This is a genomic window from Azovibrio restrictus DSM 23866, assembly GCF_000429665.1.
GTDB lineage: Bacteria > Pseudomonadota > Gammaproteobacteria > Burkholderiales > Rhodocyclaceae > Azovibrio > Azovibrio restrictus.
Window position 1 is genome coordinate 127,514 of record NZ_AUCH01000007.1, and the last position, 13,332, is coordinate 140,845.

Below are 13,332 nucleotides of genomic sequence, written 5' to 3' on the forward strand. Positions count from 1 at the left end.
TGTCGCCAGTTTAACCCGGATTCCCCGGCAGGTCGGCTCCAGTGGCTGCGCCCGGCGTCAATCCTGCTCGGCCGGACTGGCCCGGGAAAAGCGGCTGGCGGCAATGCCCGAGAGCACCACCAGCAGGATGCCCAGGGCTTCGGGCCAGCCCAGGTGCTCGCCCCAGAACAGCACGCCGAACAGGCTGGCGAAGACCACGGTGCTGTAGGCCAGGTTGGCGCTCAAGAGGGTCTTGCCCCGGGCGTAGGCCCGGGTCATGGCGAGCTGGGCCAGGGTGGCGAAACCGCCCACCCCGAGCAGGATCAGGATGTTGTCCCCGGTGGGCATGTGCATCTCCGAGAAGGCCAGCCAGACCAGGCTGCCCACCGTAGACAGCAGGGAAAAATAGAACACGGTGCGGGTTTCGGGTTCCCCCAGGGCCCCCAGCTCCCGCACGTTGTAATAGGCCAGGGCCGCGAGCATCCCGGAAGTGAGCCCCACCAGGCCGCCGAACCACTGCTCGGCGGCAAAGCTGGGCTGGAGCAGGAAGCCCACCCCGGCCAGCCCCATGCCCAGGGCCAGGGTCATGCCGCTGGTGAGCCGTACGCCGCTCAGGGCCATGAGCAGCAGGGCCAGGAAGATGGGCGCCGTGTAGTTGAGGGTCACCGCCGTGGCCAGGGGCAGCATGGTGATGGCCCAGAAATAGAGGGTCAGGGCGAGAAAGCCGGAGACGCCCCGCTGCAGCTGGAAGCTCCAGTGGCTGGTGCGCAGGGAGACCCCGCGCAGGCGCACCATCACCGTCATCAGCACCAGGGCGATGGCGCAGCGGTAGAAGACGATCTCGGCGGCGGAGAAGCCGGCCTCGGCGGCCAGCTTGACGCACAGGCCCATGCAGGCAAACAGGAAGCTGGCGGCGATCATCCACAGGGATTGCATGGGCGGAAGGCTCCGGGAAAAGAACAGGGGCGCCGGATTTTACCCCGGCGCCCCTGGTGCTTCCGGCCGTTTCAGCGGCGGGATTCCTGGATGGCGGACTCCATGATGCGCCGGTAGAACTCGTGGAAGTGCTGCATGCCGTCTTCGGTGGGGCTCTGGTAGGGGCCCACTTCGTTGATGCCTTCAGCCTCCAGGGCCATGCGGCCCCGGTCCATGCGTTCACCGATGTCGTCGTCCTCGATGGCGGTTTCCATGTAGGCGGCTTGCTCGGCCTCGATGAATTCCCGCTCGAAGTCCACGATTTCCTCGGGGTAGTAGAACTCCACCACGTTCATGGTCTTGTGCACGCCCATGGGCACCAGGGTGGACACCACCAGCACGTGGGGATACCACTCCACCATGATGTTGGGGTAGTAGGTCAGCCACACCGCGCCCTGGGGCGGGGTCTGGCCCCGGTCGCCGTAGTACTCGCGCACCACCTTCTGCCAACGGTTGTAGACGGCGGAGGTGGATTCCTTCATCAGGGAGGTGATGCCCACCTTCTGCACCGAGTACCACTCGCCGAACTGCCAGGAGAGATCGTCGCAGGTGACGAAGTTGCCCAGGCCCGGGTGGAAGGGGACCACGTGGTAGTCCTCCAGGTACACCTCGATGAAGGTCTTCCAGTTGTAGTTGCACTCGTGCATCTCGACCTTGTCCAGCTTGTAGCCGGAGAAGTCGAATTCACCGGCCACGTTCATGCCGGCCAGGTCGGCGTTGGCGGAGCGGGGGCCCTTGAAGAGCAGGCCGTTCCAGTTTTCCAGCTGGGCCTTGTTCAGGTTCAGGCAGGGATTCTGGGGAAAATGGGGGGCGCCGATCAGCTCACCCTGGGTGTCGTAGGTCCAGCGGTGGATGGGGCAGACGATGCTGCCCTGCAGCTTGCCGGAGCCCTGCAGCATGATGGCCTGGCGATGGCGGCAGACGTTGGACATCTGCCAGATGTTGCCCTCGTTGTTGAGGAGCAGCTTGGCATGGTCCAGCCATTCCATGGAACGGTAGTCGCCCGATTCGGGCACCATGAGCTGGTGGCCGACGTAGCCGGGACCGGCATCGAAGATAAGCTTCTTCTCCAGTTCGAAGATCTTTTCGTCGAAATACCAGTCCACCGGCAGTTGGGAAACTGCGGGGGCCAACCGGGACAATGTCGCAATGTCGGTCATTCCACACCTCCAACGGGCTAGGGCCAAAGCCTTGGCCAAAAAAAGAGGGGCGATTGTACCCCGGTAACTATTTGACCAAAAGCCTCTAATTCAGTATTTTCGGCCGTTTCCTTCGCACTGACCTCCATGTCCAACCCGGAAGCCCCCCCAGCCCTCCCCGCCGACCTGAAATTCGAAGCCGCCCTCGCCGAACTGGAAGCCCTGGTGCAGACCATGGAAGGCGGCAAGCTGGAGCTGGAAGACTCCATCACCGCCTACCGGCGCGGCATGGCCCTGCTGCAGCACTGCCAGGGACAGCTGACGGCCGCCGAACAGAAGATCCAGATCATGGAGGCCGGCCAGCTGAAGGACTGGAACCCCGAGGGAGAACGGCCATGAACATCTGTCCCGATTGCGACTTCCAGACCTGGATGGGCCAGGTCCAGGCGGAAATGGAAACCGCCCTGGCCGAGCGCCTGCCCTCCCCCGACGCCATTCCCCAGCGGCTGCACCAGGCCATGCGTTACGCGGCCCTGGGCGGCGGCAAACGGGTGCGGCCGCTGCTGACCTGGGCCGCCGGCCAGCTCAGCAATGCCCCCCCGGCACGGCTGGCCGCCGCGGCCTGCGCCGTGGAGCTGATTCACGCCTATTCCCTGGTCCATGACGACCTGCCCTGCATGGACGACGACGTGCTGCGCCGGGGCCGGCCCACCTGCCACGTGGAATACGACGAGGCCACGGCCCTCCTGGTGGGCGACGCCCTGCAGACCCGGGCCTTTGAAATCCTCGCCCAGCCCGGCCTGACCGACCCGGCCCGGCAGGTGGAAATGCTGGCCCTGCTGGCCCACGCCAGCGGCTCCCTGGGCATGTGCGGCGGTCAGGCCATAGACCTGGCTGCCGTGGGCAAGGCCCTGAACCAGCCCGAGCTGGAACTGATGCACGCCCTCAAGACCGGCGCCCTGATCCGGGCCGCCGTACTCCTCGGCGCCCTGTGCGGCGACCCCCTGCAGCCGGAGGAGCGGGAACAGCTGGACCGTTTTGCCAAACGCGCCGGCCTGCTGTTCCAGGTGGTGGACGACATCCTCGACTGCACCGCCAGCACCGCCACCCTGGGCAAGACCGCCGGCAAGGACGAGGCCGCCGACAAGCCCACCTACGTGAGCCTTCTGGAACTGGAAGGCGCCCGCCGCTACGCCGCCGAACTGCGCCACGAGGCCCTGGAAGCCCTGGCCCCCTTCGGTCCCCGGGCCCGGCGGCTCACCGAACTGGCGGATTTCATCTGCCATCGACAATTCTGATGACCACGCCTCCCCTGCCCTCCTATTCCCTGCTGGACCACATCCAGTCCCCCGCCGACCTGCGCCGCCTGGAGCGGCGCCAGCTGCCCCTGCTGGCCGAGGAACTGCGGGACTTCCTGGTGGAATCCGTGTCCCGCACCGGCGGCCACCTGTCCTCCAACCTGGGCACGGTGGAACTCACCATCGCCCTGCACTACCTGTTCGACACCCCGGAAGACCGCCTGGTCTGGGACGTGGGCCACCAGTGCTACGCCCACAAGGTGCTCACCGGGCGGCGCGCCGGCATGGCCCGGCTGCGCATGCAGGGCGGCGTCTCCGGCTTTCCCAAGCGCTGCGAGTCCCCCTACGACACCTTTGGCGTCGGCCACTCCTCCACCTCCATCTCCGCCGCCCTGGGCATGGCCCTGGCCGCCAAGCAGAAGGGGGAGAAGCGCAAGGTGGTGGCGATCATCGGCGACGGCGCCATGTCCGCCGGCATGGCCTTCGAGGCCTTGAACAATGCCGGGGTCGCCGATGCGGACATGCTGGTGATCCTGAACGACAACGAGATGTCCATCTCGCCCCCGGTGGGCGCCCTGAACCGCATCCTCACCCGGCTCATGTCGGGCAAGACCTACAACGCCGCCCGGGAAGCGGGCCGGCACATGCTCGGCTTCGCCCCGCCGCTCCTGGAGCTGGCCCGGCGCGCCGAGGAACACGTGAAGGGGATGATCTCCCCGGGCACCCTGTTCGAGGAATTCGGCTTCCACTACTACGGCCCCATCGACGGCCACGACCTGGATGCCCTGCTGCCCACCCTGGAGAACATCAAGAAGCTCAAGGGCCCCCAGTTCCTGCACGTGATCACCAAGAAGGGCCAGGGCTACAAGCTGGCCGAGGCCAATCCCATCCTCTACCACGGGGTGGGCAAGTTCGACGCCAGCCAGGGCATCCAGGCCGGCAAGGGGGGAGGCAAGCTCACCTACACCCAGGTGTTCGGGGACTGGCTGTGCGACGTGGCCGCCGCCGACCCGCGCCTGGTGGGCATCACCCCGGCCATGGGTGAAGGCTCGGGCCTGGTGCGCTTCGCCGAACGCTTCCCGGAACGCTATTACGATGTGGGCATCGCCGAGCAGCACGCCGTCACCTTCGCCGCCGGCCTGGCCTGCGAGGGCCTGAAGCCGGTGGTGGCGATCTACTCCACCTTCCTGCAGCGGGCCTATGACCAGTTGATCCACGACGTGGCCCTGCAGAACCTGCCGGTGCTGTTCGCCATCGACCGGGGCGGCCTGGTGGGCGCCGACGGGGCCACCCACCACGGCCACTTCGACCTTTCTTACCTGAGCTGCATCCCCAACCTGGTGATCATGACCCCCGCCGACGAGGCCGAATGCCGGCGCATGCTGAGCACCGCCTACGCCCTGGACGTCCCCACCGCCGTGCGCTACCCCCGGGGCGGCGGCAACGGCAGCCTGCCCGACACCGGGCTCGACACCCTGCCCGTGGGCCGGGGGGAACTGCTGCGCCAGGGCCGGGATGTGGCCCTGCTGGCCTTCGGCAGCATGGTGGCCCCGGCCCTGGCCGCCGGGGAAACCCTGGATGCCAGCGTCGCCAACATGCGCTTCGTGAAGCCCATGGACGAGGCGCTGATCGCGGAACTGGCCGGGAACCATTCGCTCCTGGTGAGCATCGAAGAAAACGCTTTGATCGGCGGCGCCGGCTCGGAAGTGGCCCGCATCCTGGCACAGCGGGGTCTGGATACCCCCCTGCTGCGCCTGGGCCTGCCGGACCACTTCATCGATCATGGCGAACAGGGCCAGCTGCTGGCCGACCTGGGTCTGGACGCCGCAGGCATCGTCAAGTCGGTCCGGAATGCCCAACAAGACCATTCTTAAAACAGGAACAGCATGAGCCCCAACCCCATCATCCCCGACGTGCAGAACTCTGCCGACACCCGCCAGCTGGCCATCAACAAGGTGGGCATCAAGTCCATCCGCCACCCCATCAAGGTGAGCGACAAGAGCCGCGGCATCCAGCACACCATCGCCAGCTTCAACATGTACGTGGGCCTGCCCCACAACTTCAAGGGCACCCACATGTCCCGCTTCGTGGAGATCCTGAACGGCCACGACCAGGAAATCTCGGTGGAGAACTTCCCCACCATGCTGCAGGAAATGGTGGAACGGCTGGAGGCCCAGACCGGGCACATCGAGATGAGCTTCCCCTACTTCATCAACAAGACTGCCCCGGTGTCCGGCGTGCAGAGCCTGATGGACTACGACGTGACCTTCATTGGCGACATCTGCCACGGGGAAATCGCCACCAGCCTCAAGGTGGTGGTGCCGGTCACCAGCCTCTGCCCCTGCTCCAAGAAGATTTCCGAGCGGGGCGCCCACAACCAGCGCTCCCACGTCACCATCACCGCCCGCACCAACGACTTCATGTGGATCGAGGAGATCGTGCGCCTGGTGGAGGACGAGGCCTCCTGCGAGCTGTACGGCCTCCTGAAGCGCCCGGATGAAAAGCACGTCACCGAACGGGCCTACGACAATCCCAAGTTCGTCGAGGACATGGTGCGCGACGTGGCCGCCCGCTTGAACGCCGAACCCCGGATCGATTACTACGTGGTGGAATCGGAGAACTTCGAATCCATCCACAACCACTCCGCCTACGCCCTGATCGAACGGGACAAGAAGGCGCCGGCCCGTCACCCCTGAGCCAGACCAGCTCAGCCCGGCCGGATACCGCAGGAGGGGGCAAGGCGCCCGGCCGGCCGCGCCCCTTCGATCCGCCCCCTTCGATCCGCCCCCTGCGATCGCCCCATTTGACCCGCCCATCCTCCTTGCATTAGGCTGCCCCGTGATGCGCCCCTCCAGGCGTAAGCCGTCCTCCTCGGAGTCCGGCGGCTCTGGGGTTACCCCAGGGATGTTCTGGTAGTCCGGTATTTCCCTGCCTGAGCGGCCCACGCCTGCGGCGTGATCTGCTCAGGCACCACACGACAGGCTGGAGGGCGCATCAACCCCCCTCCCACTTCCCGCCCCGCCGCCGTGGACGAGCCCTGGTTTCCCCCGCCCATCACCCCCCACATCCGCCAGGTGGCGGAGGCCCTGACCCGCGCCTTCCTGTACGGCGACGACCGGCCCGGCCCCATGCGGGAGCGGGGCACCAGACTGCTGGGCAGCCCCTGGCCCTGGCTCACCGACCTGTGCCTGCGCCTGCATTTCGAATTGGGCCAGGGGCGTCCCTGGCAGCCCGAGCAACACGATGAAATCCTCGCCCTGATCCTGGCCTACCCGCCCTTCCTGGGTGCCACGCCGCCCCGGGTACGGGGCTTCTTCCCCCTGCAGCCGCGCATGGCTCCACGCCCCGGCGCCCTGGCCGGCGTGGCCCTGCCTGCCCTGGCCAGCACCGGGGAACTGGCGGACTGGCTGGAGCTCTCCCCCACCCAGCTGGACTGGTTCGCCAACCCCGGAGGCCGGCGGCCCCAGGCCCCGGAGCTCGGGCATTACCACTACCGCTGGATGCAGAAACGCCAGGGCGGCGCCCGCCTGATCGAAGCCCCCAAGGCCAGACTCCGGGCCCTGCAGCGCCGCATCCTGGCGGAAATCCTCAACCGGGTGCCGGTGCATCCGGCGGCCCAGGGCTGCGTCCGGGGCCGCTCGGTGCTGAGCAACGGGGCGCTGCACACGGGCGCCCCCCTGCTCCTGAAGCTGGACCTGCGCGACTTTTTCGTGAGCATACCCGGAGCCCGGGTGCACGCCCTGTTCCGCACCCTGGGCTACCCCCGGGAAACCGCCCGCTACCTGACCGGGCTGACCACCCACGGCACGCCCCCAGGGGTGCTGCGCCAGGTTCCCCAGGAGGAATACCCGAGCCCGGAAGAACGCCGCCAACGACAGGCCTGGGCCCGCCAGTTCATGGAACGCCACCTGCCCCAGGGAGCGCCCACCTCCCCGGCCCTGGCCAATCTCTGCGCCTACCGCCTGGACCTGCGCCTGGCCGGCGCCGCCAGGGAAGCCGGGGCCGTCTATAGCCGCTATGTGGATGATCTGGTGTTTTCCCTCCCCAGCCACGACCCCGGCCGGGGCCGGCGCATCCTCACCATGGTCCAGGAGATCATCCTGGAAGAAGGCTTCACCCCCCACTGGCGCAAGACCCGCATCCTGCCCGCCAGCACCCGCCAGTCAGTCACCGGCCTGGTGGTGAATCAGCAGCTCAACCTGCCCCGCCAGGAGTACGACCGGCTCAAGGCCATCCTCACCAACTGCCGCCGGCATGGACCGGCCAGCCAGAACCGGGAAGGCCGGCCGGATTTCCGAGCCCACCTGCAAGGACGCATCGCCTGGTTTGCCCAGGTACATCCCCCCCGGGGCGCCAGGCTCATGGCCCTGTTCGCCGGCATCGACTGGGACGGACTCAGAAGCTGAAACGGGTCAGTACCGGCAGGTGATCGGAGCCCAGATCCGCCTCCACCCGGCGTTCCAGCAGCCGCACCGGTCCCGCCTGTAGGCAAAGGTCTATGGGTAGACCAAGCAGCCCGCCCACCCCGGGCAGGGCCGCCGTCGCCGCCGGCCAGCTAGCCGCCAGGCCCAGCCCCCGCTGACAATCGGCCATGCCCGTACGCGCCATGAACGCCCTGAGGCGAGGGGACCAGACCGTGGAGTTCAGGTCCCCCAGCACCAGGGTCGCCTCCTCCGGGCGCAGCAAACCCGCCAGCTCATCCATGTAGCGGTCCCGCTGTCCGGCCAGGAGTTCCCCCAGGGGCGGCGGCGGGTGGATGCCCAGGATGCGCAACGGCCGCCCCCCGGATTCCAGGCGCAGGTCCAAGCCCGGGTGCTCCGGACCTATGGGTTCGATGGCCGCCGCCCGGGCGAAGGGACGCCGGCTCAGGAGGGCGATGCCAAAGGGTCCCTCCTGCAGGCGCTGCCACTGATGGGGGTAGCGGGGGCGCAGGCGCTCCAGCAGGGGTACAAAATCCGGCGTCGCCTCCAGGAGCAGGATCAGGTCCGGCCCCGGCGTCGTGGCTGCCAGCCAGGATTCCAGGCGCCCCGGGGACTGGGCGGCATTGAACTGCAGCAGCGCCACCACTTCGTCCCCGGCCGGGGCCGCCTCCTCGGCCCGGAAGAAGGGGGCCAGCTCCAGGCTGCACAAGGCCAGCAGGACCAGGGCTGCCAGGGCCCAGCCCCGGGAGCGGGCCCAGAAGAAAATGGCCGCCAGGACCAGGGCCGCCAGCCAGTACTGGATGAAGAAATGGGCGAACAGTTCGGCGAACCAGTGCCAGCCGCCCCCATAACCCAGGCCGACAGCGGCAGCCAGCAGCCCGAGCAGGATGCGGGCACGGCGCAAGAGGGCGGCTTTCAGGCGTTCAGGCCAGGCGGGCGCCATGGTTTTCCCCAAGAAAAAACGGAGCGCCGAGGCGCTCCGTTCCAGGTACTGCTGACCACCGGGCCGATCAGGCGGCGGTGGGGGCGTTCTTGCGCACCAGCTTTTCCTTGATCCGGGCGGACTTGCCGGAACGTTCGCGGAGGTAGTACAGCTTGGCACGGCGCACATCACCGCGACGCTTGACTTCGATGCTGGCCACCAGGGGGGAGTAGGTCTGGAAGGTCCGTTCCACACCCTCGCCGGAGGAGATCTTGCGCACGATGAAGGCAGAGTTCAGACCACGGTTACGCTTGGCGATGACGACGCCTTCGTAAGCCTGCAGACGTTCCCGGTTGCCTTCCTTGACCTTCACTTGCACGACGACGGTGTCGCCGGGAGCGAAGTCGGGAATGGTCTTGCCCAGGCGGGCGATTTCTTCTTGTTCCAGTTGCTGGATCAGGTTCATGTGAGTTCCTTGTTAAGTGTCATTGCTCACCGCATTGCTCTTCTGCCGCCCTTCTTCTGCAAGAATCTCGGCGAGGAGTTGCGTTTCTTCCGCGCTCATGGCGCGTTGCGTCAGGAGTTCCGGCCTGCGCTTCCGGGTCCGCGCCAACGACTCCTTGAGCCGCCAGCGGCGAATTCTTGCGTGGTTGCCGGACAACAGCACTTCCGGCACCCCCTGCCCCTCGTAGACCTCGGGACGGGTGTAGTGGGGGCAGTCCAGCAGGCCCGCCACGAACGAATCTTCAACAGCGGAGGCCGCATCGCCCAGCACCCCGGGCAACTGGCGGATCACCGCATCCATCAGGACCATGGCCGGCAGCTCGCCGCCGGACAGGACGAAATCCCCGATGGAGATTTCCTCATCCACGCAGCGCTCGATCAGGCGTTCATCCACCCCTTCGTAGCGCCCGCAGAGCAGGATCAAACCTTCCTCCGCACCAGCCAGCTCCATGACCCGGCTGTGGGTCAGGGGCCGCCCCTGGGGCGAGAGATAAATCACCCGGCTGCTCGCCTTGCCAGCTGCCTGCTGACGCGCTTTGGCGGCCAGGATGGCCTTTTCCAGCGGGCCGGGCTGCATCAGCATGCCGGGACCGCCGCCGTAAGGCCGGTCATCCACGGTACGCCAGGCGTTCTCGGCGTAGTCCCGGGGATTCCAGGCGGCGAAGGACCAGCGGCCTTCTTCCAGGGCCTTGCGGGTGATGCCTGAACGGGTCAGGGCCTCGAACATCTCCGGAAAGATGCTGACGCAGTCAAACACCGCGCCCAACCCTGCTGCATCCGTCATTCCGGCATTCGCCCCGGCGTTCACCAGTCCAGGCCCCACTCCACGCGAATCCGGCGGTTGCCGGCATCCACATCCCGGACCACCGCATCCACGAAAGGCAGCAGGCGCTCCGTTCCGTCGGCATCGACGACCCGCAGCACGTCATTGGCGCCGGTCTCGATCAGGCCCTGTACGGTGCCCAGCACCTCATCGGCGCCATTGACCACGACCATGCCGACCAGATCGGCCCAGTAGAATTCGTTCTCTTCGGGTTGCGGCAAGGCTTCCCGGGGAGCCCCGATCCACCAGCCCTTCAGGGCCTCGGCCCCATTACGGTCTTCCACCCCTGCGAAAGCGGCCACCAGGCCATCTCCGTGGGCCTTGAAACTGAGCAGTTCATACGCCTGCCACGCCCCTGTCTCTGCCGGAGCCAGCCACCAGACCGGCATTTCCCGCCAGCTCAGGGGATCATCCCCGAAAGGATGGACCCTCACCCAACCTTTTACGCCGTAGGGGGCGACGATGCGCCCGAGCACGACGATATCAGCAGCCGACAAGGGTAGTCCTGAAGGCAGAATGAATCAGGCAGCTTGCTTGGCAGCGTATTGCTTGACCAGGCGGGCCACGGTGGGGGACAGCTGGGCACCGTTCTGTTGCCAGTAGGTCAGGCGGTCCATGGCGACGCGCAGGCCTTCTTCGCTCTCGGCGGCAACGGGGTTGTAGAAGCCGATACGCTCGACGAAACGGCCATCACGGCGATTGCGGGAGTCGGTAACGACCAGATTGTAGAAGGGGCGCTTCTTGGCACCACCGCGGGCAAGGCGAATAACGACCATTGTTTTGTCCGGTTGAGTGAAATCGAAAAGGGCTGAATTATAAAGGGAAAGCGGAGAAATACAAGCCATGTTCGCGACACCGGAATGGAGCAGCGGCCCCACGCCTTGCGGCGACGCAACATTTACGGATGAAAAGCAGGCCGAATTTGATTATGCTCCGGAGAGATTGGAGAACCCCATGGCTGACACCCCGAATTCCAAACCAGATCCCACCGACAGGAATGTGCGCCTGATCCTGACCTGGCTGGCCACCCACCGGGACTCCACGGAACTGGAACTGGAGGAACTGGGCACCCAGCTCGACACCCTGCGGGAGACGCCCCTGCCCCCCCGCCAGAGCCTGAAGCTGCTGGAAATGCTGTTTGCCTGCCTGAGCACCCGCCTGGAAGAACAGATCACCCAGTTTGCCGGCGCCGGCATTCCCCTGGCCCGGCGCATCCGCCAGCAGGTCAACACCCTCCAGGACGTGCTGGAGGATTTCGCCCTGGGCTACGAAGGGGTGCTCAGCGCCCTCTCCGGGGAGGCCCAGGCCAGCGAGCTGGAACTGAGCCTGGAGCGCACCGCCTTCTGCCTGCACAAGCACCTGTACATCAGCTACCTGGTCGCCGCCCCCGCCGGCCTGGGCATCTGGCAGCGCCTGCACGGCACCTACCTGCGCAGCCTGGAGATGTCCCCCGAGCCTGGCCATCCGCGCCCCATCACCGCCTACGGCGAGGCCCTGCTGCTGGCCTGCGCCCAGCCCGCCTCCTTTTCCTCTCAGGAACTGGCCTTCGTGGCCGAATACGTGCGCCAGCGGGCCGGCACCCTGAACATCAGCGCCCGACTGCCGGCCGAAACCGGCGGCCTGTTCTGGATCGACCCCAGCCGGGACTTTCCCGCCTTCGCCCTGGCCCGCCGGGCGCCGCCGCCGGACTACAAGGTGTACTACTTTTCCTGCCTCGCCATGGCCGAACAGGCAGGCATCCACCTGGCAGCCCTGAGCGCCGGGCAAAAGGCCAGGGAACTGCAGCTCCCTGCCCTGGCAGACACGCCCGCCGGCAAGGGCACCCTGCGCCGGCTCGCCAGCTTCTGGGGCAACCCGGGCAAGCGCCGCTTCCCGCGCCGGCGGCAGTCCCACCGGGGCACCCTGGTGGCTGGCCTGGAGCGGCTCTGGCGCATGTTGCAGACCCCGGAGGCCATGGCCGAGGAGGATTTCAGCCAGTGGATGATCACCAACGAGAGTCCCGATGGCTACGCCCTGATGCACCTGCACGGCAAGGCCGGGCGCATCCGGGTGGGCGACATCGTCGCCCTGCGCACCGATGCGGAGCTCGCCAGCAACGAACGCTGGCAGATCTGCCTGGTGCGCTGGGCCCTCTCGGAAAACCCCGAACACATCGAGATCGGCCTCCAGGTCCTGGCCCCGGAAGCCACCCCGGCCCTGCTCGCCATCCCCAGCGACCCGGGCAACCAGGGCCGCACCTCGGCCCTGATCCTGCCGGAACTGCCGCCCCTGCGGAACGAACCGGTGCTGGTGGTGCCCGCCGGCGCCATCACCGACCAGAGCCGCAAGCTGCTGCTGCTGATCCAGAAGGCCAACCTGGAGATCCGTCAGGTGCGGGCCCTGGAAGTGAGCGAACAGACCGGCCGAGTGGAAGTCTTCACGATCGAGGCCGACGCTTCGTGAGGGCCCCGTCCAGGCTGGCCACCAGGACCGCCACCACCAGGACCAGGATCCAGGCCAGATAAAGCCAGATCAGGAAGATGGGCAGGGCCGAGAGGGTGCCATAGACCTTGGAATAGAAGGACACCCGGGCCAGATACCAGAGCAGCCCCAGCTTCATCCCAGCCAGCCCCAGGCTCACCAGGACCCCGCCCCAGAGGGCCGCCCAGGGACTGACCCGGACATGGGGCATGGCATAGTAGAACAGGGCGAAGAAGCCTCCCAGGAGAGCCAGGTTGAGCCCCTTCAGCAGCTCCGTTTCCAGGGGCGCCAGCCCATCATTCCAGCCCAGGGCCAGCTTGATCAGGAACCCCAGCAGACTGGTCAGCCCTCCCATCAGCAGAGGCACCCCCACCATCCCGCTCAGGTACAGGGGCAAACGGCGCAGCCAGGGACGCCCTTCCTTGATACCCCAGACCTGGTTCAGGGCTACCTCCAGGGTATGCAGCAGCAGGAACACCATCCCCGCCAGCACCAGCACCCAGGGCCAGGTGAGCTGCCTGGCCTTGCTGGCCATGAAATAGACCTGCTCGGCCACGGCGCCCCCCGACTTGCCCGGCAGCAGGGTCTGCATCAGCAGGCTGTCCAGCTGCCCCACCAGCACGTTGAAGCCGGGCAGGGAGGAAGCCACCACCAGGACCAGGGAAACCAGGGGCACCAGGGTCAGCAGGGTGGAAAAGGCCAGGGAGGCAGCCACCTGGGTCAGGCGCTCCTGGCGGAACACGCGCACCAGATCGGCGGGGAGATCGAGCAGGACTCGGTGAAGGGGTCGGGACATGGGCCGCTATAATAG

At 66.9% G+C, this 13,332-nt stretch carries 14 protein-coding genes; 6 read left to right on the top strand and 8 right to left on the bottom strand.

Annotation, left to right across the window (positions count from 1 at the left end; all coding sequences use genetic code 11):
* Positions 1-57 precede the first annotated feature (57 nt).
* Positions 58-915 carry a DMT family transporter gene (locus G474_RS0108975; RefSeq protein ID WP_026686672.1) on the bottom strand — a complete coding sequence of 286 codons (858 nt, stop codon included), beginning with the start codon at positions 913-915 and terminating at the stop codon, positions 58-60.
* 71 nt (positions 916-986) lie between these two features.
* A complete protein-coding gene (locus G474_RS0108980; protein ID WP_026686673.1) occupies positions 987-2,114 on the bottom strand; it encodes an aromatic ring-hydroxylating oxygenase subunit alpha in 1,128 nt (375 codons plus the stop codon).
* Between the two features lie 126 nt (positions 2,115-2,240).
* Between G474_RS0108980 and xseB the strand changes: the two genes are divergently transcribed.
* From xseB to G474_RS0109005, 5 genes are all read left to right on the top strand, one after another.
* On the top strand, positions 2,241-2,492 hold the full coding sequence (gene xseB / locus G474_RS0108985) for an exodeoxyribonuclease VII small subunit (RefSeq protein ID WP_026686674.1): 252 nt from the start codon (positions 2,241-2,243) through the stop codon (positions 2,490-2,492).
* Positions 2,489-3,391, top strand: a complete 903-nt coding sequence (locus G474_RS0108990; protein ID WP_026686675.1) for a polyprenyl synthetase family protein — start codon at positions 2,489-2,491, stop codon at positions 3,389-3,391. The genes xseB and G474_RS0108990 overlap by 4 nt, the downstream gene beginning before the upstream one ends.
* Positions 3,391-5,265, top strand: coding sequence for a 1-deoxy-D-xylulose-5-phosphate synthase (gene dxs, locus G474_RS0108995; RefSeq protein ID WP_043463812.1), 1,875 nt, complete (start codon positions 3,391-3,393; stop codon positions 5,263-5,265). Before G474_RS0108990 ends, dxs begins: the two co-directional genes overlap by 1 nt.
* A gap of 12 nt (positions 5,266-5,277) precedes the next feature.
* Complete coding sequence (gene folE2 / locus G474_RS0109000; RefSeq protein ID WP_026686677.1) at positions 5,278-6,087, top strand: GTP cyclohydrolase FolE2; 810 nt, start codon at positions 5,278-5,280, stop codon at positions 6,085-6,087.
* A gap of 330 nt (positions 6,088-6,417) precedes the next feature.
* Entirely contained in the window at positions 6,418-7,797 is a 1,380-nt protein-coding gene (locus G474_RS0109005) for a reverse transcriptase family protein (RefSeq protein ID WP_051282181.1), read from the top strand.
* On the opposite strand, the gene G474_RS0109010 is transcribed toward G474_RS0109005, so the two are convergent.
* From G474_RS0109010 to rpsP, 5 genes are all read right to left on the bottom strand, one after another.
* Positions 7,787-8,755, bottom strand: coding sequence for an endonuclease/exonuclease/phosphatase family protein (locus tag G474_RS0109010; RefSeq protein WP_026686679.1), 969 nt, complete (start codon positions 8,753-8,755; stop codon positions 7,787-7,789). The two genes, G474_RS0109005 and G474_RS0109010, sit on opposite strands and share 11 nt — an antisense overlap.
* A gap of 67 nt (positions 8,756-8,822) precedes the next feature.
* Positions 8,823-9,200 carry a 50S ribosomal protein L19 gene (gene rplS / locus G474_RS0109015; RefSeq protein ID WP_026686680.1) on the bottom strand — a complete coding sequence of 126 codons (378 nt, stop codon included), beginning with the start codon at positions 9,198-9,200 and terminating at the stop codon, positions 8,823-8,825.
* 12 nt (positions 9,201-9,212) lie between these two features.
* Positions 9,213-10,022 (bottom strand): tRNA (guanosine(37)-N1)-methyltransferase TrmD, encoded by an 810-nt coding sequence (trmD, locus tag G474_RS0109020; protein WP_026686681.1) that lies wholly within the window; start codon positions 10,020-10,022, stop codon positions 9,213-9,215.
* Positions 10,023-10,042: 20 nt separating this feature from the next.
* Entirely contained in the window at positions 10,043-10,543 is a 501-nt protein-coding gene (gene rimM / locus G474_RS0109025; protein ID WP_026686682.1) for a ribosome maturation factor RimM, read from the bottom strand.
* Between the two features lie 39 nt (positions 10,544-10,582).
* Positions 10,583-10,837, bottom strand: a complete 255-nt coding sequence (gene rpsP, locus G474_RS0109030) for a 30S ribosomal protein S16 (protein ID WP_026686683.1) — start codon at positions 10,835-10,837, stop codon at positions 10,583-10,585.
* 178 nt (positions 10,838-11,015) lie between these two features.
* Between rpsP and G474_RS0109035 the strand changes: the two genes are divergently transcribed.
* Complete coding sequence (locus G474_RS0109035; protein ID WP_026686684.1) at positions 11,016-12,503, top strand: hypothetical protein; 1,488 nt, start codon at positions 11,016-11,018, stop codon at positions 12,501-12,503.
* On the opposite strand, the gene G474_RS0109040 is transcribed toward G474_RS0109035, so the two are convergent.
* Entirely contained in the window at positions 12,478-13,317 is an 840-nt protein-coding gene (locus G474_RS0109040) for a YihY/virulence factor BrkB family protein (RefSeq protein ID WP_026686685.1), read from the bottom strand. The genes G474_RS0109035 and G474_RS0109040 overlap by 26 nt on opposite strands.
* Positions 13,318-13,332: the final 15 nt, after the last annotated feature.